The organism is Nocardia sp. bgisy134 (genome assembly GCF_965341865.1).
Taxonomy (GTDB): domain Bacteria; phylum Actinomycetota; class Actinomycetes; order Mycobacteriales; family Mycobacteriaceae; genus Nocardia.
Genome location: NZ_CBDQZP010000008.1, coordinates 187,497 through 209,304 on the forward strand (window position 1 = coordinate 187,497; position 21,808 = coordinate 209,304).

The 21,808-nt window shown below is 69.7% G+C and carries 17 protein-coding genes; 8 read left to right on the plus strand and 9 right to left on the minus strand.

Annotation, left to right across the window (positions count from 1 at the left end; genetic code table 11):
• Positions 1-86 precede the first annotated feature (86 nt).
• From ACRWNM_RS16500 to ACRWNM_RS16510, 3 genes are all read right to left on the minus strand, one after another.
• A complete protein-coding gene (locus ACRWNM_RS16500; RefSeq protein ID WP_431968346.1) occupies positions 87-1,631 on the minus strand; it encodes a hypothetical protein in 1,545 nt (514 codons plus the stop codon).
• Positions 1,618-2,757: a hypothetical protein gene (locus tag ACRWNM_RS16505; protein WP_431968348.1), complete on the minus strand. Its 1,140-nt coding sequence runs from the start codon at positions 2,755-2,757 to the stop codon at positions 1,618-1,620. Before ACRWNM_RS16505 ends, ACRWNM_RS16500 begins: the two co-directional genes overlap by 14 nt.
• A gap of 66 nt (positions 2,758-2,823) precedes the next feature.
• The gene (locus ACRWNM_RS16510; RefSeq protein ID WP_431968350.1) at positions 2,824-3,606 is read right to left on the minus strand and encodes an SDR family oxidoreductase; all 783 of its coding nucleotides are present in this window, start codon (positions 3,604-3,606) and stop codon (positions 2,824-2,826) included.
• Between the two features lie 147 nt (positions 3,607-3,753).
• On the opposite strand from ACRWNM_RS16510, the gene ACRWNM_RS16515 reads away from it, so the two are divergent.
• The 4 genes from ACRWNM_RS16515 (at position 3,754) to ACRWNM_RS16530 (ending at position 9,847) form a co-directional block, all read left to right on the plus strand.
• A complete protein-coding gene (locus tag ACRWNM_RS16515) occupies positions 3,754-5,136 on the plus strand; it encodes a lipase family protein (RefSeq protein WP_431968352.1) in 1,383 nt (460 codons plus the stop codon).
• 59 nt (positions 5,137-5,195) lie between these two features.
• Positions 5,196-6,005, plus strand: a complete 810-nt coding sequence (trmB, locus tag ACRWNM_RS16520; RefSeq protein WP_431968354.1) for a tRNA (guanosine(46)-N7)-methyltransferase TrmB — start codon at positions 5,196-5,198, stop codon at positions 6,003-6,005.
• Between the two features lie 174 nt (positions 6,006-6,179).
• Positions 6,180-6,908, plus strand: a complete 729-nt coding sequence (locus tag ACRWNM_RS16525) for an NYN domain-containing protein (protein WP_431968356.1) — start codon at positions 6,180-6,182, stop codon at positions 6,906-6,908.
• Positions 6,908-9,847, plus strand: a complete 2,940-nt coding sequence (locus tag ACRWNM_RS16530; RefSeq protein WP_431968358.1) for an MMPL family transporter — start codon at positions 6,908-6,910, stop codon at positions 9,845-9,847. Before ACRWNM_RS16525 ends, ACRWNM_RS16530 begins: the two co-directional genes overlap by 1 nt.
• Positions 9,848-10,040: 193 nt before the next feature.
• On the opposite strand, the gene ACRWNM_RS16535 is transcribed toward ACRWNM_RS16530, so the two are convergent.
• Positions 10,041-11,729 (minus strand): DUF2339 domain-containing protein, encoded by a 1,689-nt coding sequence (locus tag ACRWNM_RS16535; RefSeq protein WP_431968360.1) that lies wholly within the window; start codon positions 11,727-11,729, stop codon positions 10,041-10,043.
• 930 nt (positions 11,730-12,659) lie between these two features.
• Positions 12,660-13,136, minus strand: coding sequence for a hypothetical protein (locus ACRWNM_RS16540; RefSeq protein WP_431968362.1), 477 nt, complete (start codon positions 13,134-13,136; stop codon positions 12,660-12,662).
• Between the two features lie 310 nt (positions 13,137-13,446).
• On the opposite strand from ACRWNM_RS16540, the gene ACRWNM_RS16545 reads away from it, so the two are divergent.
• Positions 13,447-14,637, plus strand: a complete 1,191-nt coding sequence (locus tag ACRWNM_RS16545) for a helix-turn-helix domain-containing protein (protein WP_431968364.1) — start codon at positions 13,447-13,449, stop codon at positions 14,635-14,637.
• Positions 14,638-14,662: 25 nt separating this feature from the next.
• Here ACRWNM_RS16545 and ACRWNM_RS16550 read toward each other — a convergent pair whose 3' ends face one another.
• From ACRWNM_RS16550 to ACRWNM_RS16565, 4 genes are all read right to left on the minus strand, one after another.
• Positions 14,663-15,349, minus strand: a complete 687-nt coding sequence (locus ACRWNM_RS16550; RefSeq protein WP_431968366.1) for a DUF1707 SHOCT-like domain-containing protein — start codon at positions 15,347-15,349, stop codon at positions 14,663-14,665.
• Between the two features lie 94 nt (positions 15,350-15,443).
• Complete coding sequence (locus tag ACRWNM_RS16555; RefSeq protein WP_431968549.1) at positions 15,444-16,076, minus strand: response regulator; 633 nt, start codon at positions 16,074-16,076, stop codon at positions 15,444-15,446.
• An 83-nt stretch (positions 16,077-16,159) separates the two neighbouring features.
• Entirely contained in the window at positions 16,160-17,335 is a 1,176-nt protein-coding gene (gene macS, locus ACRWNM_RS16560; RefSeq protein WP_431968368.1) for a MacS family sensor histidine kinase, read from the minus strand.
• The gene (locus ACRWNM_RS16565; protein WP_431968370.1) at positions 17,313-18,578 is read right to left on the minus strand and encodes an AI-2E family transporter; all 1,266 of its coding nucleotides are present in this window, start codon (positions 18,576-18,578) and stop codon (positions 17,313-17,315) included. Before ACRWNM_RS16565 ends, macS begins: the two co-directional genes overlap by 23 nt.
• Before the next feature lie 113 nt (positions 18,579-18,691).
• On the opposite strand from ACRWNM_RS16565, the gene ACRWNM_RS16570 reads away from it, so the two are divergent.
• The 3 genes from ACRWNM_RS16570 (at position 18,692) to ACRWNM_RS16580 (ending at position 21,767) form a co-directional block, all read left to right on the plus strand.
• Complete coding sequence (locus tag ACRWNM_RS16570; protein ID WP_431968551.1) at positions 18,692-20,212, plus strand: adenylate/guanylate cyclase domain-containing protein; 1,521 nt, start codon at positions 18,692-18,694, stop codon at positions 20,210-20,212.
• A 4-nt stretch (positions 20,213-20,216) separates the two neighbouring features.
• Entirely contained in the window at positions 20,217-21,311 is a 1,095-nt protein-coding gene (locus ACRWNM_RS16575) for a lysylphosphatidylglycerol synthase transmembrane domain-containing protein (protein ID WP_431968372.1), read from the plus strand.
• 96 nt (positions 21,312-21,407) lie between these two features.
• Entirely contained in the window at positions 21,408-21,767 is a 360-nt protein-coding gene (locus ACRWNM_RS16580) for a DUF3054 domain-containing protein (protein ID WP_431968374.1), read from the plus strand.
• The last annotated feature ends 41 nt before the right edge of the window (positions 21,768-21,808 follow it).

Consider the following 21,808-nt stretch of genomic DNA (forward strand, 5'->3'; position numbering starts at 1 on the left):
CGGACGCCCAGGTTCCTGCTTAGAGGTTAACGCGATGTGACTACCAGTACGGAATCGGGTTCCTAACCATGTACCCATTCGGTTGCCTATTCAACAGGCACGATGTGCCTGTCGAGTATCGCGATATCGCGTTCGCACGCCGCCAGCTGGCCCGGCTGCTCGGCCGCGGCCCGCCGAATCCGGGCCTCCAGTTCCGCTACCCGTCGGTCGGTGTCGACGATCCGCGTGGCGCTCGCGCGCACCACGCGATCGGCCAATTCGGTCTCCGCTTCCACCAGCGCGGTCGCCACCCGTTGCTCTAGCTGGGCTTTCACGTTCACGAGCGCGTCGGCGACCCACTGCCGGACGTGCGCGCGATCGGCGACCTGCCGCCGCGCCCGCACCACCCACCAGGCCACGAGGCCGCCGAGCAGCAATGTGAAGGGGATGCTTGCCACATCCAGCGCGGGCACCAGCGACAACGGCGCGACGAGCAGCCTGCCCAGTCCGACGCCCGCCGAAGCGCCCAGCGCGATCATGAGGTGATCTTCGACACCCCGGTGCCTCGGCTCCGGATCGGGGCCGACCCGGGGCGCCGGGTCCCGTCGGCGATGCGGCGGCGCGAGATCCACGCGGCCCGCGCTGTCCAGGCGATGCATCAGTTCGGCGAGCCTGCGCTCGATGCTCGCGTCCACCGCGCCGGTCAGCTCGGTCACCGACTGCTGCAGGCGGTCCGGATAGTCGCCGAGCTCGGCGGGGTGCAGGCGGTCGAGCTCGGTGCGGGCCGCCGTGTGCAGCGCCCTGACGTGCCCGCCTACCTCGGTCATCAGGTCGACGCGGGCCAGGTGCAGCTGGCCGCGCAGCGTCGACATGGCGGTGGCGCGGCCGCCGTCGCGGCCGGCGAGCAGGGTCGCGCGCTCCTCGCGCCAGCGGGTGGGTTCCACGCCCGAGCGCAGCGCGGCGACCTGTTCGACGACCCGCTTCCTGGTGTCGGTGAGCACCCGGGCCAGCACGGCGGACAACCGCTCGTCGCCCGACGCCTCCGCGCCCGCCGCGGTCGCGGTCAGTTCGGCGTGCAACGCCGTCAGCCCGGAGCGGTCGATCAGCCCGGCGTCGCCGCCGGTGCGTCCGGCGACGGCGAGACGCGCCGAGACCGGGATGATGTCCAGGTCGCCGAAGCCCTGCGCGGCGAGCAGCTCGAGATTGTGCGAGCGCACGGTGCGCCAGTCCTGGTAGGCGTGCACGCCGTTCATGACGAGCAGGATTCGGGTGCCGTCCGACCGCAGGCGCCGCACCACCCCCAGCGTGTCGGTGCCGAGGCTGGTGCCCGCGTCGAGCAGGATCAGCGCCACGCCGGAGGGCGCGCCGCCCGAGGGGGCGGTGGATTCCACGGCCGCGTCGGCGTCGGTCATCGGATCGGTGAGATCGATGCGGGGTTCGAAACGCGCCAGCTCGGTGCGCAACAGGGTGGTGTTGGCGTCGTCCGGGCCGATCAGCGCGACGGTCGAGGCCGCTCCTGCGCCACGCACCGCCTTCAGCAACGCCATGCCCTGGGGATTCCAGCGCGCGACCACCGCCTCCACGTCCGCCGACAGCGGTTCCGGCGGGGTCGGTCCCCGCAGCGCCGGATCCGGTCGATCAGAGTCCGGCACTGCTCATTCGCTCCCATAGTCGGATGTATCCGTTGTGCACCCGCAGCGCCGCGCGCCGCGCCGCGGGCGGCATGTCGCCGGCGACCACGGCGCGCCAGCGCGCGGCCCTGGTCAACGCGTCGTCGGCGTCGGCGGGCGCGGGCGACGGATAACCCGCGGCGAGATGCGCGACCGCGGGATTCGCCAGTCCGGCGCACAGGGCCAGCCACATGGCGTCGTCGCCGTGCAGGTAGTCCTCGAGGATGTCCCTGGCCTGTCCGGTCTCGCCCGGCAACGCGCGGGCCGCCAGCCGGGCAAGCTCGTCGAGCAGTTCGCCGCCGCGCAGCGCCGAGACCTGCTCGTAGCAGCGGTGCAGCAGCCGGTGCAGCGCGTCGATGCCGCTGGCGGCGTGCAGCAGTTGCAGGATCGCGTGCGCGCCGAGCTCGGGATCGTGGCGCAGCGCGCTCAGCGCGCAGGTGATGCCGTAGAGCTCCCAGCGGTGCAGCAGTTGCTCGCGTTCGGTGACGTCGGGGCCCGCGGTCGGTGAGACGAACAAGTCCGGCGAGAGCGTCAGCGCGGGGTCCGCGTCGGCGGCGAGCCTGCGCAACGTGGCCATGTCGGCGTCGGTGACGGCGCCCGCCCGCGTGCGGACCGCCAGCGCGGCGACCACCGGCAGCGTGAGAATGCCCAGCTCCCTGGTGTACTGCTCGGCGGCGGCGACCGCGTCGCCCCAGCGCGAGCCGATGGCGTCGGCCTTGTTCAACACCACCACCGTGCGCTCGGGCGGCAGTTCGGCGAGCACCCTCCGGTCGGCGGGCAGCGGCGCGCCCGCGAGGACGTAGACCACGATGTCGGCGTCGAGCACCGGATCGGGCGCGCCCGGCTCGTCCACCGGACCGGTCTCCGCCGCCGACATCAGCGCCAGCGCGTGCAGCACCGTGGTCCGGCCCGCGTGCGCGCGCCCGGTCACCTGGATGCGCGGCGGCCTGCGCCACGCGTTGACCGCGCTGTTGGCGTGATGACCGATGGCGGCGGCCTGCCCGCCCACCGACTGCAGATCGACGAGAAGCCGATCCAGCTGATCCCCTTCGCGCGTGGGCACACCCCGTTCGCGCAGCTGCCCGTTGAATTCGGTGGCCGTCGGCATGGCTACACACCCCCTTGTCGAGGCGCAATTCTGTCAGACCGAGCGGTCACCGGCAGTGCCGACCGCTCAGGAACCGGAGAAGTATTTGTTGGCCGCGCGGACCGCCCAGCTCGGGGCGTACTTCGCGGCCGTCGCCAGCAACTTCGCCTGCGTACCGATCTCGTAGTGCACCCTGGGCAGCCGGGGGCGCTTGCTGGTCGCCTCCCAGATGCCGTCGGCCACGTCGGCGGCGGTCAGCCGCACGCCGAGCGATTTGGTCGTCGCGGTGTCCATGCCGTCCACCATCGAGGTCGCCACGAACAACGGCCACACCGCGATCACCCGGATGTCGTGCCGTGACCACTCGAGATCCAGTGCCTCCGTGAGGCTTTTGACCGCCGACTTGGTCGCGCCGTAGCTGGCGAGTTCGGGCTGTCCGTAGATCGCCGACGCCGAGCAGAGATTCACCACCTGGGACCGTCTGGTGTCGCGCAGGTACGGGAAGGCGTGGTGGGTGCCCGCGAGTACCCCGCCCAGGTTGACGTCGATGATCGCCTGGTGGGTGGCCAGGTCGATGTCTTCGAAGCGGCCCGAGCGCAGAATTCCCGCGTTGTTGATCAGGATGTCCAGCCGGCCCGTCTCCGCGTAGAACTCGGCGAGCCGCTCTTCCCAATGAGTGTTGTTCGTCACATCCAATATCCCGGTGCGCACCTTGCCACCTGCGCTGTTGATGTCCGCGGCCAGCCGGGAGAGGCCGACCTCGTCGATGTCATAGGCGCCGATGTGGTACCCGTGCCCAGCGAAAAGCAGTGCCGTAGCCCGGCCGATACCGGCCGCCGCACCGGTGATGAACACGGTCGGTGAACTCATGTCGGCAGTCTAGTGCCGTCGTCGACCCCTGTTACCAGGGTTCACACAGATACCGCGCTTCACTTACTCTGCACTGGTGGTCGGCACCATCGGCGGTGCGCAGCTTCGCTTTTCAAGCAAGCGCTCCGGCCCGTCGAGGAGGTTGCGATGACCGTCGACGCCATCGGTGTTGTCGACAGCGAACCGGAGGCCATCGGCCACCGGCAGGCCCGCGGCGCCCAGGCGCTGCCGCCCGGCGACAAGCCGCTGCTCCCCAGCGCCGATCCGTTCTACCGGCCGCCGCGCGGTTTCGCCTCCAGGCCACCCGGCGCCGTCCTCCGCAGCCGCGCCATCGATCTCGCACTCTTCGGTGTTGTGCCGCAACAGGTTTCGGCCTGGCAGCTGCTCTACCGCAGCAACGATCTGCACGGCGCGCCCGAGGTGGCTGTGACCACCGTGCTGCTGCCCGACGGCGCCGACCCGTCCGAAGACCGGCCGCTGCTGGCCTTTCAGACGGCCATGGACGCGGTCACCGAGAAGTGCTCGCCGTCCTACGCCCTGCGGCGCGGATCCCGCGCGCTCGGCGCGGTCACCCAGGTGGAGTGGCTGCTCGTCGCGAACGCGCTGCGCCGCGGCTGGGCGGTCTCGATCGCCGATCACGAGGGACCGCACGGCAACTTCGGCGCACCGCGCGAACCCGGCTACCGCGTGCTCGACGGCGTCCGCGCGGCGCTCGGCTTCACCCCGCTCGGCCTGCACGCGGGCACACCCGTCGGCGTCTGGGGCTATTCCGGCGGCGGCATGGCCAGCTCCTGGGTAGTGGAGATGGCGCCGACCTACGCGCCGGAGCTGAACATCGCGGGCGCGGTGCTCGGCGCGCCGGTCGGCGATCCCGAGCAGGTGTTCCGCAGGCTGAACGGCGGCAGCTACGCCGGTCTGCCCGCCATCGTGATCGCCGCGCTGCGCAAGCTCTATCCCGCCCTCGGCGCGGTGATCGACGACGAGCTCACGCCCGAAGGGCATCGTTTCGTCGCCACGGCCGAGACCTCGACGCCGCTCGGCGCGATCCTCGCGCTCGCGGGCAAGAAGATGGACGACTTCCTGCAGCGCCCGCTGCAAGAGTTGCTGGCCACACCCGAGTTCCGCGACCTGTTCGACGACCTGCGCCTCGGCCACTCCACCCCCACCTGTCCGCTGCTCGTGCTGCAACCCGTGCACGACCAGGTCATCCACAAGGAGGGCGTGGACGGTCAGGTCGCCCGCTACCGGCAGGGCGGCGCGTCGGTCACCTATGTGCGCGACCGGCTCAGCGAGCACTTCTCGATGCTGCCGCTGGCCACCCCGATCAGCCTGGCGTGGCTGGCCGACCGGCTGGCGGGCGAGCCGCCGACCGCCGACTCCGACTCCACCGTGTGGTCGGTGCTCGCCTCCCCCACCGGCCTGCGCGGACTGCTGGAAATGGCGACCACCACGGTGAAGGTCGTGCTCGGGCGGCCGCTGCGCGGCGAGACCCCGCCCGCGCCGAGGATCGTCGCCGAACGCGCCGCCTGACCTCGCGAAGACCGCGCGGTCGGGGTTCGATTGCCGTGCCGTTCGTCGGATGCTGGACAATGGACGCCGTGAACGACGCCGCCAACCACACTGTCGAGTCGGTTCCGGGCAGGCCGTCCACAGCATCGGCCCCGCTCGAAGCAGGCAGACGATCGCCCACCGGCTCCCGCCTCTACCCGAGGGTGACCAGCTTCCGCTCCCGCCGGGGCGCGCTGACCCCGAACCAGCAGGGCGCCTGGGATCGCATGTGGCCGAAGATCGGCCGCGAGGTCTCCGACGCACCGCTGGACGCCGCCGCCTGGTTCGGTCGCGAAGCCCCGCTGGTCATCGAGATCGGCTGCGGGACAGGCACCGCCACCGCCGAGATGGCGCAGGCCGAGCCGCACCTGAACCTGATCGGCATCGAGGTGTATCAGCCGGGCCTCGCCCAGCTGGTGCAGCGCATCGAGCGCGAGGACATCGGTAACATCCGGCTGCTGCGCGGCGACGCTGTAGATGTGCTCGAGCACATGATTGCCGAAAAGTCGCTGACCGGCGTACGGGTGTTCTTCCCCGATCCGTGGCCGAAGGCAAGGCACCACAAGCGGCGGCTGCTGCAGCCCGCGACCCTCGCGCTCATCGCGAGCCGCCTCCGGCCGGGGGGTGTGTTGCATGTCGCGACCGACCACGCGGGTTACGCCGAACACATCGCCGAAGTCGGCGCCGCGGAACCGCTGCTGATCGGCCTGAACGAGGCGACCGGCGGCGTCAGCGCGGACAACGAGGAGAGCGCCCCGATCGGCTTCGACCGCCCCGTCACCAAATTCGAAGGCAAGGCGCATCGGGCGGGAAGCGCCATCACCGAGTTCATATGGGGCAAGATCGAATGATGAGCGAGCGCAGCGAGCGACCAATTAGCTCGGCCGTCATGAAAGTCGTGGGGTGTGCCTCGCGCATGCCGGAGCCGAGCGTCAGCGAGGCGCAGGGATGAGCGAACGCAGTGAGCGAATCATGTGCCAGCGTGCCTCGCGCATGCCGGAGCCGAGCGTCAGCGAGGCGCAGGCATGAGTGTCAGTGAGATGGCCCACGAGGTGGTGGACGTCACCACGGAGGGGCACGGCAGCGGGTCGGAAGGGCTGGGCGGCGCCGCGCCCGATGTGCGCCGGGTGCTGCTCGTCTGGGACGCGCCCAACCTCGATATGGGTCTCGGCGCCATCCTCGGCGGCCGCCCGACCGCCGCGTACCGTCCGCGGTTCGATGCGCTCGGCCGCTGGCTGCTCGCACGCACAGCCGAACTCTCGGTCGGTAGCGCGACCAGGGTCGAGCCGGAGGCCACCGTCTTCACCAACATCGCACCAGGCACCGCCGATGTGGTGCGCCCGTGGGTGGAGGCGCTGCGCAATGTCGGCTACGCCGTGTTCGCCAAGCCGAAGATCGACGACGACTCCGACGTCGACGCGGACATGCTCGCGCACATCGAATTGCGTAGCCGCGGCGCCGGACTCGCCGGAATCATGGTCGCCTCCGCCGACGGCCAAGCCTTTCGCGAACCATTGGAACGATTGGCCGCGCGCGGAGTTCCCGTTCAGGTGTTGGGCTTCCGCGAGCACGCGAGTTGGGCCGTAACATCCGATACGCTCGAATTCATCGACCTCGAGGACATCCCGGGCGTGTTCCGTGAACCGCTGCCCAGGGTCAGCCTCGACTCGCTGCCCGACGAGGGCGCCTGGCTGCAGCCGTTCCGGCCGCTGTCGGCGTTGCTCACCTCTCGCCCCGCCCAAGGAGTCGCTTAGTGTTCACACGCTGGGGCGATCTGGTCTACCGGCTGCGCTGGGCCGTCATCGGCATCGTCTGCGCGGCCCTCCTGGCATTGGGAGGCTACGGCCTCGGCCTGGAACACCACCTCAGCTCCAGCGGATGGGACGACCCGACCTCGGAATCGGCGGACGCCGCGCGGATCGCCGACGGTGCCTTCGGGCGCGATCACACCAGCGACGTGATCCTGCTCTACACCGCACCCCAGGGCAAGACGATCGACGACCCCCAGTTCCGGGACAAAGTCGTCGACAGCCTGAACCGGCTGCCGAAGGAACACCCGAACGAGATCGCCAAGGTCAACGGCGCCTACTGGCAGACCGAGACCGGCCCCGGCGTCCCGCTGACCTTCGGTTCGAAGGACAAGAAGTCCACCTTCGCCTCCATCGCCATCGTCGGCGACAACGACACCGAGATGGTGCGTAACTACCGGAAAGTGAAGGACGTCTTCTACATTCCGGACGTCGACGTGCAGGTGACCGGCCTGCAAGCGGTGTCGGGCACGCTCAACGACACCATGGCCGCCGACCAGAAGCGCATGGAGATGCTCGCCATCCCGGCGGTCGCCGTGTTGCTGTTCTTCATCTTCGGCGGTCTCGTCGCGGCGGGTCTGCCGCTGGTCGTCGGCGGTCTGACGGTGATCGGCGCCAACGGCATCATCATGTTCCTGACGAAGTTCACCGAGGTGAACTCGTTCGTCTCCGGCGTCGTCTCGATGATCGGCCTCGGTCTGGCCATCGACTACGGCCTGTTCATCGTCAGCCGTTTCCGCGAGGAGCTGGCCGAGGGGTACGACACTCGCGCGGCCGTCCGGCGCTCGGTGATGACGGCGGGCCGCACGGTCGTGTTCTCCGCGACCATGATCATCGCCAGCCTCGGCGGCATGCTGTTGTTCCCGCAGGGCTTCCTGAAATCCGTCGCCTACGGCACCATCGCGACGGTCTCGCTGGCCGCGCTCACCGCGATCACCATCCTGCCCGCGATGCTCGGCGTGCTCGGCAAGCGCGTGGACATGCTCGGCTTCAAGCGCTTCCGCAAGACCAAGACCGCGGAGGAGGTCGAGAACGGCTTCTGGGGCAAGACGACGCAGTGGGTGATGAAGCACCCGCTCAAGATCGCCGTGCCGATCTGCATCGGCCTGCTGCTGCTCATCATCCCGGTGAAGAACCTGGCCTTCGGCGGCATCAACGAGCGATACCTGCCGCCGGACAACAAGACCCGCGTCGCGCTGGAGAACTTCTACGAGGTCTTCCCGCTGCGGAAGACCGACCCGGTGCAGCTGGTGATGGTCTCCGACGACAGCGCCGCGGTCGGCAAGGTGTGGAAGGAAGCGAGCGAAGCGCCCGGCCTCACCGGCAAATTCGAGGTGCCGAGCCGATCCACCACTGATCCCGACGTCTACCGGACGAGCGCGACGCTGGAGGATTCGGAGAACTACGACCCGACCATCGAGTACCTGCGCTCGATGGACGTGCCGGACAACGTCCAGCTCTATGTCGGCGGGCAGCCGACGATCCAGAAGGACAGCATCGACGCGCTGCTCGACCGCATGCCGTTGATGATCGCGCTGGTCATCTTCGTGACCACGCTGCTGATGTTCCTGACCTTCGGCTCGCTGGTGCTGCCGATCAAGGCCGCGCTCATGAGCGCGCTCGGCCTCGGCTCCACGCTGGGCATCCTGACCTGGATCTTCGTCGACGGTCACGGCGCGAGCCTGCTGAACTTCACGCCGCAGCCGATCATGTCGCCGGTGCTGGTGCTGATCATCGCGGTGATCTACGGCTTGTCCACCGACTACGAGGTCTTCCTGCTCTCGCGGATGGTCGAGGCGCGCACCCAGGGCGCGTCCACCACGGAGGCCGTGCGAGCGGGCACCGCGCACACCGGACGCATCATCACCGCCGCCGCGCTGATCCTGCTCGTGGTGGTCGGCGCGTTCGCTTTCTCCGACCTGGTGATGATGCAGTACATCGCCTACGGCCTGATCGCGGCGCTGTTCATCGACGCGACCATCCTGCGCATGCTGCTGGTGCCCGCCACCATGAAGCTGCTCGGCGACGACTGCTGGTGGGCGCCCGCCTGGATGAAGCGCATTCAGCAGAAGATCGGCCTCGGCGAACCCATCCTCGACGACGAGCGCCCCGGCGGCGGTGAGGTGGTCGACCTGGTCAAGACCACCCCCATCACCGACCCGGTGACGATGCAGATGCCCGCGGTGTCGGAGGGCAAGCAGCCGCGCACCCCACGTCGTCCGCGCACCATCGAGGAGATCGAGGCCGAAGCGCCCACGCAGAGCATCGATTCGGTTCCGCCGCCCGTGCCGCCGCGTCCGGCGACTCCGGGGGCGCACGCGGCGCCGCCCAGCCCGCCGCGCACGGTGGCTCCTGGACCGCACGACCCGACTCGGCCGCGCGCGACTTCGCTGTCGGGGCTGCCGGATCAGTACCCGGGCAGGTCGACGCAGCCGACTCCGGCGGAGCCGCCGCGGCCGCGTGCCGTGCCGTTCGCCGAACCGGCGCGGTCGCAGGAATCCGCGGGCTCGATGGACGATGCGACCCGGCCGCTCGAGTCGGGGGGGACCTCCCGACCGCGCGGCACCGCGCCCGACTCGGCCCCGCACGGGTCGAGCGCCTACGATCCGGCCGCAGGCGCAAGCCACCGCCCCTTGGCGCAGAGCCACCAACCCTCTTCCGCCGCACCGGGTTCCACACATCACCGCGCGCCCGCAGAGCACGCGGCCTCGGACGGCAGCGCCTCGGAGACGCCGGCAGACAACCGCACCAGCATCGAGAACTGGATGGCCGAACTCCGCTCCTCCCGCCGCCACATCGCGGATTCGGACGAAGGCAGGCACCACAGCGGCGACGGACGCTCGGTGAGCGTCAACGAACTCCTCCGCCGCCACGACGAGGACTGATTCCGCATCCATCGCGGGGCACCCATCGCGGGCAGGAAATCGACGGGAGAGAAATGGTGGCTCCGAGGCAGTCGGGGCCACCATTTCTCCATCGTCGAATCCATTCGACTACCGGCGGTAGAGAAATGGTGGTTGCGGCCGGTGTCGTGAGAACGGCCCCGCCCCTTGGCATTTCCCGGGCGGGGTGTTCAGGTCACTCGGCGGCCGGATCCGCACCCGAGCGGGCTTCGGTACCGCCCGGCGACGCGCTACCCGAGCCGCCCGCTTCGGCGAAAGCGCGCGCGTAGCGGGTTCCGGTGAGCAGCAGGAGGATTCCGACCACCAGGAAGGCGGCGACACGGATCAGGCCGTCCAGGGTGGCCAGGTCGAACAGGAAGAGCTTGGCCAGTGCGGCAGTGGTGACCAAAAGGCCGGAGCCGAGGGCGACCTTGGCGATGGCGGCGGAGCGTGCGAGGTTGCGCAGGCCGTAGAGCAGGGCCGCGGTGGCCGCCGCCATCCACACGATGGTGGCGATGCTGTGGCCGACGACGAAACCGTCCGCGGCGCCGGTGGCCGCGCCGACCGCGACGATCGCGGCGGTCACCAAGTACAGCGCCGCGCCGCTCGCGGCGATCCACAGGATCGATTCCTCCGCACCGCCCTTCGGCGTGCCCGCGAGTCTGCGGACGGTCCAGACCGCCACCGCGACGACGGCCAGGCCGATGACCGCCGCCAACGTGGTGGAGATGGACAGGTGCTGCTCGGCAAGGCGTGGCGACGCAAGCCTTTCCGGGGTCGCCGTGGCCGCGAACGCGAGGCCGCCGATCAGCGCGAAGGCGAGACCGAGGCCTGCGACGGCGCTGGAACGCAGCTGGCCGGCCACCCCGAGGAAGCCGAGCGCGACCAGCAGCGTCGCGATCGGAAGAGTCTGGGTGCTCGTCGCACCGACGCATGCTTCGAGCAGCGCGAAGGAACCCGCCACCGCAGCGGCGATGGCGGTGTGGCCCGGAATCTTGGTGAGCGCACGCATTTTCGGCGTCACTGCCGTCGCGGCGAGGGACAGGAGAACCACCGCGTGCGCGGCCGCGACGAGGGCGGCGATACGCCGATCGAACAGCGCCACCACCGCGAGCATCGGGGTCGTCGAGATCGCGAAGGCCAGCGTGGCGACGATGTCACCGGCACGCCTGCGCACCACCAGCACGGTGCCGGACACACCGACCAGCGCGACCGCGATCGACGCGACCAGCAACCACAGCTCGCGCCCGTGATCGAGCGTCTCGATCAGCGCGATGGCGATGCTCACCAGGGTGGCCAGCACTGCGGGCACCGTGCGCACAATGTGCAGGAACGGCCAGTCCGGTCCGAATTGCACCGGGACGCAAGCCAATTGCAGCACGATCAGGAATCCGAGCAGCACCAACTCGGTGGTCACGAACGGTGCGAGCAGCGCGGCGCCGAGCACCACGAGCACCGCGAGCGGCTGCGACTTCCACCGCATCGCGAGTCCGACGCCCCCCGCGGCGACGGCCAGCGCCACCGCCAGCCCGAGCACCGGGTGCAACCAGTGATACACGGCCGTCACAGCGACAACGTCGAGATAGACACCCGCGATACCGGTGGCCGCCAACGCGATTCCGCCGACCCGCCCGCCAGCCTTGCCGACGACCCGCACGCCAGCGCCGACCAGAACGGCCGAGAAAACCGCTCCGGACACAACTCTCGGGACCGGCCCGAAGAATCCGGCCTGCGCGGCGAGCACCAACAGCATCACCACACCGATCAATGTGACCGCCACCCCGGCCACCGCGAGCACCCGGCTGATCACCCCGTCCCGCTGCCACCACGGGACATGCGGCTCTCGCCGCGACGGCGCGGGCGGCAGCATCCCGGGCGGCGCCATCCGCCTGCCCCTGTGCGGCAACGCGCCCGGTTGCGTGGGCCATCCCTGCGGCACACCCGGTGGCGGCACCGCACCCGGCGGAACCATCGCCCCCGATCCGGGACCCCAATACCGCTCCGCCGCAGCAGCGTAGGCGGACCCGTACACGGGCTGAGCCGCCGTCGGCGGCGGGTAGGGCGGAGGCGGAACCGGCGGAACAGCTGCCGCACTCGACCCGCCACCCACACCCGGCACCGCACCCGGCCAACCCGCCACACCCGAAGACGAGCCAGCACCAGCAGACGAGTCACTCTGAGCACCGGCCGCACTCGTGCCGCGCGCAGGATGCCCGACCGCAGCCGAAGACGTTCCCACACCAGCTGGTGAACCGCCCTCGGCACCAGAGGAGCCCCGGCGCCGGGCGAGGTCTTCGGGCGTACCCGACTCACTCTCCACGGCGACCGGAGTTCCCCCGCCAACAGCGGTGCTGCGCTCGAGGTCGGGGTTCCCGGCGACGGAACTGCTTTCGCTCGCGGCGGCGGAATCGAGGTCCGTCGAGGACGACCCGCGCCACCCTCCCGCGGGCACCGAAGCGGGGCTGCCCCGGAGCGCCGCCGGAATCCCCTCCGCTCCGCCGGGGGCAGCCCGGTCACCTGACGCACCCGCGGCCGAGTCGGCCGGGGCACGCTCGGCGGCGAGATCCGGCGCCACTTGTTCGCGAAGCAGCGCGAGATCCCGCCCGAGTGCACCCATCTGCGTCCCCAGCGCAGTGAACTCACCGGACAAGCGCGAGATCAGCGCCGGATCGATAGATGTAGTCATGACCCCATGCTCGGCCCCTCATCCGTGCCGAACATGAGTAGAAACCCCCGGCCGAGGACCGATATCTACCCGATTTCGCCCAGACCGACCCCCAACCGGCTACGGGTGGGGGCCGGTCGCGCCGGGCGGTCAGGAGGCGGGCGCGGCCCGCATGCCGGTCACCTGGTGGATGGCGCCGATGACCGCCGAACGCGGCGGCATGCGCAGCACGCCGGGTGCGGGTTCGGCCGCCCAATGCCAGCCGAGGCGGGAATCGGTGCTCGGCAGCAGCATGTGGCGGCCGCCGGGAATCACGGTGACCTGATGTCCGGCCAGGCAGCGCCGGACGTGCACGTCGACCGGGGTGACGGGGCTGGGCGGGGTCACCAGGAACGTCCAGGTGCGGTCGCCGGGGTCGGCGACCACCGGGGCGGTCATCTGGCGGTCCAGGGTGGCGAGCACCTTCCTGCCGAGTTCCGGCGGCATGACGACGCCCCCGAGCAGACTGCCCGTGGTCACCACGGGACGCCCGGCGAGCAACTGGACCGGCAATCCGAACCGATGTCGGAGCAGGTGCGCCGCCTCGTTCGGGCTGTGACAGCGTTCGAACATTATGCTTCCCCTCACGCGATGACGTTGCTGTAGCAAGTGGTCGGCCGTCGGCGTAATAGTTCACGCAGGTCATGGCCCTGCAGGCGCAACTGTTCGGTTCGAGCGAGAAAAACTTGCGACGCGGTCGCGCGATCGGCGCGCCGGGCTCGCACAGTGGTGTTCGGCATCGTGGTCATTGCCGCCGCCCTTTGCATTCTCAAAGTTGCAGAAAGGCAACGGTATTCCAACCAGCGGCCAACGAGTCGTACGCAATGTCCCACTTCGGGTGAAGTCCATCCCGTAGCGTCGTACTCTGAAACCCAGATTTAACAAAGGACTTGGGTACATGGACGAATCGTCGATCGGGGTGCGGATCCGGCGCTTTCGCGGCAAAGCGCTCACACAGCGCCAGCTCGCCGACCAGGCCGGGGTGAGCGTGGATCTCGTGCGCAAGCTCGAGCAGGGTGGACGCCAAACCGCGTCCATCGCGAGCTTGCAGAAACTGGCGCGCGCGCTCGATGTCGACATCTCCGATCTGATCGGCAAGCGCCACGGGATACCGTCCGGCAACCCGGACGCGGGCATCGTCGCCATCCGGCGCGCGTTGACCCCCGTGGACGATTTGCTCGGCGAGGTGCCCGAGGAGGAGGCAGTGAGCCTCGACGACGGCCGCCGCGCGGTCGACTACGCCTGGGGCGCGTACTGGGCGGGCCGCTACGAGCTGCTCACCTCGATCCTGCCCGCCAGCCTCATCCAGCTGCGCGCGACCGTGCACTCCGCGCGCAACGGCGCGGTCGCACCCGCCAACGAACTGCTCGCCCGCATGTGCTGGGTCACCGGTTGCACCCTGGTGCATCTCGGGCACACCGATCCGGCATTCCTCGCCATCCGTCAGGCGCTGGCCGCCGCCGAGCGCGGCAACGATTCGCTGCTGCTGGCGACCATCCGCGGCTCGGTGGCCTGGCAGCTGCTGGTACAGGGCCGGTACGACGAATCGCGCCGGGTCGCGCTGCGCGCCGCGACGGACCTGGAGCCGGAGGGCGAGGTGCCGCCCGCGCACCTGTCCGCCTACGGTTCCCTCGTGCTCCAAGGCGCGACCGCGGCGGGCCGAGCCCAGAACGTGCCAGAGGCGCTGTCGCTGATCGAGGCGGCAGGTGAGGTCGCGCTGCGCATCGGCGGCGACCGGCAGGACTACGAAACCTATTTCGGCCCATCCCAGGTCGTCATGCAGACGGTCGACGTGAACGTCTCCTCGGAGCGCTATCCCGAGGCGCTGGCCGCGGCGAAGGAGATGCCCGCGAACAGCGGCCTGCCGCAGGCCTCACGCGCCCGCCACCTCGCCGACACCGCGGTCGCGCTGACCCGCACCGGCCAGCATCAGCGCGCCCTGGACGCGCTGCTGAACGCCGAACGCGTCGGCGGCGTCGACTGGATCAAATACCAGTCCCTGCCCCGCCACATCGTGTCCGAACTCCTCGACCACGACCGCCGAGTCCCGCTGCGCGCCTTCGCCCGCCGCATCGGCGTCAACACCTGACCGGCCGAACGACCGAAGGCACGGGTCAGTGCCCGAGCAGTTTGCGCCAATGGGCGATGAACGGATGCTTGGCGGTGACCGAGCCGAGGCGGACGCGGCCGTGGACGACCAGGTGGAGCGGGCCGAGCGGAGGACCGGTGCGGACCTTGTTGTTGAGGCTCGCGCCGATGAGGTCGAGACCGTTCATGTCGACGGTGGCCTCGGCGGGCACCACCAGGGTCAGCGAACTGCAGTAGTCGTCGATGTTCAACTCGACCACCTGGGTGGACATGACCGCCTCGGTGAAATCGAGGGTGACGCCCGCGAACCAGTTGTTCAGGTGCAGCGAAGGCGCGACCTGCCACGGCCCGCGCCTGTTCACGCTCGACATGCGGCCGCGAATCACGTTTCCCGCCGGGGCGGGCGGCATCGGCGGCCGATTCGCGAACGAGGGCGTGGAGTTCACGAACGTCGTGGGCCGTGCGGCGGGCTGACCGATGAGGCGGACGCCGGGCAGATCGATGAGCACGGCGTTCAGTTCGCCGCGGGTCTTGGCGGCCAGGGCGGTGTCCATCCGCTCGGTGAACTCGCCGAGCGAGAGCATCCCGAGCCCGACGGCCCGCTGCAGCAGCTGACCGACGTGCTCGCGTTCGGCGTCGGAGACGCGCAGATCCCGATCGCCGACCGCACCATCGGAGCCGACACCATTGGATACCGATTCGGGGCCGCCCATGGCTTCGAGGCTACCGAGGGGCGACGGTCTCGGCATCAGGGCGATCCCGGATTCCGGCGCGCGTGCGGATCCTCCGCCGGTCGGATGTCCCGGCCTACTCGAGCCCCTGTTCGATCGCGTACCTGGTGAGTTCGACCCGGTTGGCCAGCTGCAACTTCCGCAGCGTCGCCTGCACGTGGTTCTCCACCGTCCGGTGACTCAACCCGAGCCGGGACGCGATCTGCTTGGCGGACAACCCTTTCGCCACCATCCGCAGCACGTCGGTCTCCCGTTCGGTGAGTGCGGGCCGGTGGGGTTCGTCGGGCTCGGCGGGCGCGGTCGCCATCCGGCGGTACTCGCCGAGCACCAGCCCGGCCAGCCCCGGCGTGAACACCGGCTGACCGGCGGCGGTCGCGCGCACCGCGTCGATCAGTTCGGCCGCCGACGCGCTCTTGACCAGATAACCGGAGGCGCCCGCCTTGATGGCGTCCAGCACGTCGTCGCGCTCGGCCGAGGCCGAAAGCACCAGCACCCGGCTCCGCGGCGAGACGCGCAGCACCTCGGCCGTGGCGACAGCGCCGTTCCCGTCCGGTAGCTGCATGTCCATCAGGACGACGGCGGGGCGTACGGCCGCGGCGCGCCTGGTGGCCGAACCGACACCGTCCGCGGTCGCGACGACCTCGAACCCGGCCTCGGCGAGATCGCGGGAGACCCCGTCGCGCCACATCGGGTGATCGTCCACCACCATCACCGAAATGGTCCCGGCCGCACCGTCATCGGTCACCGCACCGCTCCTCTCGCCGTACCGTTCATCGTGCCAGAAGCCCCAGGTCAACGTGCGTCGCGCGGGACACGGAATTCCCATTCGACGCCCTCGCCCGCGCTGCCCTCGGTGAGCAGCTCCGCGGTACCGCCCAGCGCGCCGATTCGCCCGACGATCGACCGCGAAACTCCCATCCGCCCTTCAGCTTCCGCCTCGGCCAATCTGCCCGCGGCGATGCCGACGCCGTCGTCGCGCACGCTGACGATCAGCTCGGCGCCGGTGTCCTCCAGCAGCACATAGGCTTTCGCGTCCACTCCGGCGTGCAGCTCGACGTTGACCAGGGCGGTCGCGACGGCGGCGGCGATTTCCCCTGCCGCCCAACGCCCCACCCGCACCGGCTCGCCCGGCGTCGAGACGAACACCTTCGGCGTCGCGTGCACGGTCAGCAGCGGACGCAGATCCAGCTCGGCGCCGCCCGCGTCCTCGCGCACGCCCTGCTCGGAGATCAGCACCCGAAGCGCCACCTCCTGCTCACCAGCACGCAACGCCAATTCCTCGGTGGGTCCGCCGATTTCGCTGCCGCGCCGCTTGATGTAGCTGAGCACCTGGAGCACGCCGTCGTGCACTTCGCGGGCGAGCCGCTCGCGCTCCTCGGCCGCGGCGGTCAGGCGCACCGCGCGCTGCAACTGCTCCTGCGCGCGCCGGGCGGTGTTGGCGGCCAGCCCGAGCGCCAAGCCCACCGAGACGAGCACCGGCGCGGTCGCGTCCGCCCAGACGTCCTGTCCCCACTGGTCGCGCACGGTGATGATCACCGCCGCGATCAGCAGCCCGGACGCGATGCCCGCGACCGGCCCGCGCAGGATCGCCGCCGAGATCACCGCGTTGGCCGCCCACATGGTCGTCGGCAGGGTCTGGTGCCCGTGGTACCAGTCGTAGTCGGCGACCAGCCGGGTAGCGGCGATCAACCCGATCACCACGATGTGGTCGCCGATCACCACCCAGACCCGCACCTTGACCACGTCGGCATGCCACTGCGAGAGCATCAGCGCGGACAGCCCGGACCAGACCACCATCAATGCGATGAACACCCAGCTCAGACGCTGGTTCTGGTAGTAGGGCACGGACGCGACCTGCTGGCCGACGGCGTACAGCAGCGTGACGAGCCGGAACGCCTGCACGGCCCGCCACAGCGGCGCGGTCGCCGCGTCGGCCGGACTGAGCTCAGTCGGCGCGGCCGGGCTCATCGGCGTTCTGTCGTCCGGTGCCTGCGTCGCCCCCGCGCACCTTGCTCAGCAGCGCGACCTCCTCGGCGAGCGTCGCCTCGACATCGAACCTTCCCGGATCCGGCCGGTCCGGTTCCGCCGAATACAGCCGATGCTCGGCGGTCTGCAATTCGCCGAACGTCTCCTCCGGGCTGTCGGCGAGCAGCGATCGAATCGCCGTGTTCATCACCGCGACGAACGGCACCGCGAGCAGGCCGCCCGCGATCCCGCCGAGCACCACGCCCGCCGCGATCGCCAGCACCACGGCCAGCGGATGGATGCTCACCGCGCGGCCGAGCAGCAGCGGTTGCAGCACATGGCTTTCCAGCTGCATCACCGCGATGATGATGCCGAGCACGATCAGCGCCGTCACCAGTCCCTTGGTGACCAGCGCGATGAACACCGCGATGGATCCGGCGAGGAACGCGCCGATGATCGGGATGAACGCACTGATGAACACCAGCGAGGCCAGCGGCAGCGCCAACGGCACCCCGAGAATCGCCAGCCCCGCCCCGATGCCGATGGCGTCGACCGCCGCGACCGCGACGGTCGCCCGCACGAAGCCGACCAGCGATCCGAAGCCGAGCTGCCCGGCCAGCCGGACCCGTTCCCGGTGCGCGGTCGGCACGATCCGGGTGACGAACTGCCAGACCTGATCGCCGCTGTAGAGGAAGAAGATCAGGATGAACAGGGTGAGGAAAGTCCCGGTCAGTATGTGCCCGATCACCGTGGCCGTGGTGAGCGCGCCGGAGGTGAGACTGTCCTGATTGGACTGGATCGTCTTGACGATGGTGTCGCCCGCGTTGCGGATCTGATCGTCGCTCATGTGCGGCGGGCCGTTGATCAACCAGTCCTGGATCTTGTGGATGCTGCCGGTGAACTCGTCGGACAGCTGCGGCACACCATCGACGAACTGCTCGACGACGAAGGTCATGATGCCCGCGACCAGCCCGAGCGAGCCGACCATCGAGACGAACACCCCGACCCACCTCGGTATGCCGAGGCGCTGCATCCAGTCCACCAAAGGCGCGAGCAGCGCGGCAGCCAGCAGCGCGATGGCCGTGGGAATGACGACGGTCGCCAGCCGCTGCACGATCATCACCAGGGCGAGCACCGCGGCGAAGATGACCAGCAGGCGCCATGCCCACTCCGCGGTCTGCCGGACGATCGGGTGCACCGCGTCCGCGGCGGAGTCCCGGCGTGGACGTTCCTCGAGCTCGGTCACCTCGTTGAGGGTAGCGCTCCGAGCCGGGCGGTCCGGACAGCCGCACGTGGACGAATGATCGAAACGCTAGATTAGGGGGCGTGTCAGCGCCCTTGGAAGCGGTCAAGCAGACCATGCATACGCGCTGGCCGCTTTACCTGACATCGATGCTGCTGGCCAATGCCTTCGGCGCGGTGCTGGTGTGGGCGTTCATCCAGTACGGACTCCCCGTTCCGGAAGGCGAGGCGGCCGGTACCCGACACACCGGTCTGCTCATCCCCGCACTCGTCTTCATCACCGGCGGATTGCTCAGCCTCGCCGCTTCGGCGCTGATGCTGCGCCCTGTCATGCGCTGGCAGATGCGCGGCGGTCCGCCGAGCCGCCAGGAACAGATGGCCGCACTGCACGCGCCGCTGCGCCAGGCGATCCTGCATCTGGCGCTGTGGCTGATCGGCGGCGCGGTGCTGGCCGGACTCATCATCTCCGACACGCCCGCGCTGGCCGGTGCGGTGATCGTCACCGAGTGCATGGCGGCCACCATCGTGTTCGGCTTCACCTACATGCTCGGCGAGCGCATCCTGCGTCCGGTCGCGGCGCAGGCCCTGACCGAGGGCACCTTCGATCACACCCTGACGCCGGGCGTCGGCACCAGGATGGGGATGACCTGGGGCATGGGCACCTTCGCGCCCACCATCGCCATCGTGCTGCTGTGCGTCACCCAGATCTCCTCGGACGTGAAGTTCTCCGCCCAGTCGCTGGCGATCTCGATCCTGCTGCTCTGCGGCGTGGTGATCTTGCAGGCGCTCGCGCTGTCGATGCTCACCGGTTCGAGCATCTCCGACCCGGTGCGCCAGCTCAGCCAGGCCATCGACCGGGTGCAGGAGGGCGCCCGGGATGTGCAGGTCGAGGTGTTCGACGGCAGCGAGATCGGCCTGCTCCAGGTCGGCTTCAACCGCATGATGGAGGAGGCGGCCAAGCGCCGCCAGCTCCAGGAGCTGTTCGGTCAGCACGTCGGCGAGGAAGTCGCGCAGCGCGCCCTCGACTACGGCACCGAGCTGGGCGGAGAGACCAGGTTCGTCGCGGTGTTGTTCGTCGACATGGTCGGCTCCACCGCCACCGCCGCCGAACGGCCGCCCACCGAGGTGGTGAGCCTGCTCAACGAGTTCTTCCGCATCGTGGTCGACGTGATCGACCGGCACCACGGGTTCGTCAACAAGTTCGTCGGAGATGCCGCGCTCGCCATCTTCGGCGCGCCGCTGGACCGGCCGGACGCGCCCACCGCGGCGCTCGCGGCGGGCCGCGAACTCCGCGAGGCGCTGCGCGAGGTGCCCGGCCTCGACATCGGCATCGGCGTGTCCGCGGGTTTGGCTGTCGCCGGAAATATCGGCGCCGCCAACCGTTTCGAATACACGGTGATCGGCGATCCGGTCAACGAGGCTTCCCGATTGACCGAATTGGCCAAAGATCAACCCGGCCGAGTGCTCGCCTCCGGTAGCGCATTGTATTTCGCGGAGGAAAGCGAGCAGGAGTTCTGGGTGGAAGGCGAAGAGGTGCAGCTGCGCGGTCGCCGCAGGAAAACCCGATTGGCGTGGCCGAAAGAAGGCGCCGACCCGCGCACCGATGCCGACGTTCGAACAGCAGATTCGTTAGGCTGACGGCGTGACGGCCAACGGGGATACAGCGGGCGAGCCTGCACCGCGAACGTCCACCGTCGAGCAAGGCCGGAGCAAATTCTGGTGGGCCAAATGGTTGCTGGGCGCCGCGCTGTTGGCTTTGTTGATCGGCGAAGGCGTCTATCTGTGGCCGCGGCTACACGAATCGTGGCAGAAACTCACCGAAATTCATTGGGGTTGGGTCGCGGCCTGTATCTGGTTCCAAGCGCTTGCCATGAGCGGATTCGGCCGGGTGCAGAAACAACTGCTGCGCGCCGGCGGCGTCGACGTGAGTCAGAGCAAATCCGTGGCGGTCGTGTACGGCGCGACCGCGATGTCGGTGACGTTGCCCGCGGGGCAAGTGTTCTCCACCGCGTTCACCTACCGGCAGACCCGGCGCTGGGGCGCGAGTCCTATCGTCGCGTCCTGGCAGCTGGTCATCTCCGGCGTGATCGCGACGGCCGGGCTCGCGCTGCTCGGCGTCGGCGGCGCGCTGCTGGTCGGCAATCAGGTGGGACCGCTGAAGCTCGTGCTCTCGCTCGCCGCGGTGGCAGCCCTGATCTGGGCGGGCAACTACATCTCGAGCAATCCCGGCTCGCTGGAGAAGGTGCTGCGTCGGCTGCTCGCGCTGGTCAACCGGGTACGCAAGCGTTCTGCCGACCACGGCATGAGCAAGGTCGCCGAGATCCTGACCCAGCTCGAGTCGGTGGATCTCGGCAAACGCGATGGCGTCTGGGTGGCGGGCTGGGCGCTGGTGCACCGATTCGGCGACGTCGCCTGTCTCGGCGCGGCCTGCTACGCCGTCGGCGCCGATCCGAAACTCGCGGGCCTGCTCATCGCCTTCACCGCGGGCAAGGCCGTCGGCTCCATCCCGTTCGCCCCCGGCGGCATCGTCTACGTCGACGCGACCCTGATCTACGGCCTCACCGCGGGCGCGGGCCTGCCCGCCGCCCAAGCGGTCGCCGCCGCCTTCGTCTACCGCCTGGTCAGCTTCATCCTGGTCGCCATCGTCGGCTGGATCGTCTTCGCCTTCCTCTTCCGTACACCTCAAGCCGACGACGCCGACTACGAGAAGGAATTCGAGACGCGCCGCACGCTCTGAACGCCTGACGACGTCCCGGCGAAGTGACTGGACAGGGCCAGTATCGGATCGGTGTCAAGATCGAGATCGAAACGATGCCGCACTACGCTTGCGCCCGTGAAGAGACTGGTCCCGGTGGCGGTGGACGCATTGTTGGTGATCTTGTTCTGCGTCATCGGCCGGCGCAGTCACGACGAGGCGGTGATCGCGGGCCTGCTGAAGACGCTGTGGCCGTTTGCCATCGGACTGGCGATCGGGTGGGCCGCCGCGCTCGCCGTGGAGCGCCGCACCGGACGCCTCGACGGAACCCTGGTGTGGCCAACGGGAGTCCTGGTGTGGCTCGGCACCCTCGGTGGCGGAATGGCGCTGCGCGCGATCAGCGGACAGGGGATCGCGTTCAGCTTCGTACTGGTCGCGGCCACGGTGCTCGCGCTGTTCCTGCTGGGTTGGCGCGCGGCGATCCGAGCGCTGAACTGATCCGCCGCGCGGATGGATCGCAGGCACCGGATCGGCGTGCG

What these genes read in the sequence shown, in the direction of transcription:
- ACRWNM_RS16545 (WP_431968364.1), top strand. Translation starts at nt 13,447, where the DNA reads ATGGACGAATCGTCGATCGGGGTGCGGATCCGGCGCTTTCGCGGCAAA.
- ACRWNM_RS16535 (WP_431968360.1), bottom strand. Translation starts at nt 11,729, where the DNA reads ATGGCGCCGCCCGGGATGCTGCCGCCCGCGCCGTCGCGGCGAGAGCCG.
- ACRWNM_RS16525 (WP_431968356.1), top strand. Translation starts at nt 6,180, where the DNA reads ATGAGTGTCAGTGAGATGGCCCACGAGGTGGTGGACGTCACCACGGAG.
- trmB (WP_431968354.1), top strand. Translation starts at nt 5,196, where the DNA reads ATGGACGCCGTGAACGACGCCGCCAACCACACTGTCGAGTCGGTTCCG.
- macS (WP_431968368.1), bottom strand. Translation starts at nt 17,335, where the DNA reads ATGAGCCCGGCCGCGCCGACTGAGCTCAGTCCGGCCGACGCGGCGACC.
- ACRWNM_RS16550 (WP_431968366.1), bottom strand. Translation starts at nt 15,349, where the DNA reads ATGGGCGGCCCCGAATCGGTATCCAATGGTGTCGGCTCCGATGGTGCG.
- ACRWNM_RS16515 (WP_431968352.1), top strand. Translation starts at nt 3,754, where the DNA reads ATGACCGTCGACGCCATCGGTGTTGTCGACAGCGAACCGGAGGCCATC.
- ACRWNM_RS16505 (WP_431968348.1), bottom strand. Translation starts at nt 2,757, where the DNA reads ATGCCGACGGCCACCGAATTCAACGGGCAGCTGCGCGAACGGGGTGTG.
- ACRWNM_RS16510 (WP_431968350.1), bottom strand. Translation starts at nt 3,606, where the DNA reads ATGAGTTCACCGACCGTGTTCATCACCGGTGCGGCGGCCGGTATCGGC.
- ACRWNM_RS16555 (WP_431968549.1), bottom strand. Translation starts at nt 16,076, where the DNA reads ATGGTGGTGGACGATCACCCGATGTGGCGCGACGGGGTCTCCCGCGAT.
- ACRWNM_RS16570 (WP_431968551.1), top strand. Translation starts at nt 18,692, where the DNA reads ATGCATACGCGCTGGCCGCTTTACCTGACATCGATGCTGCTGGCCAAT.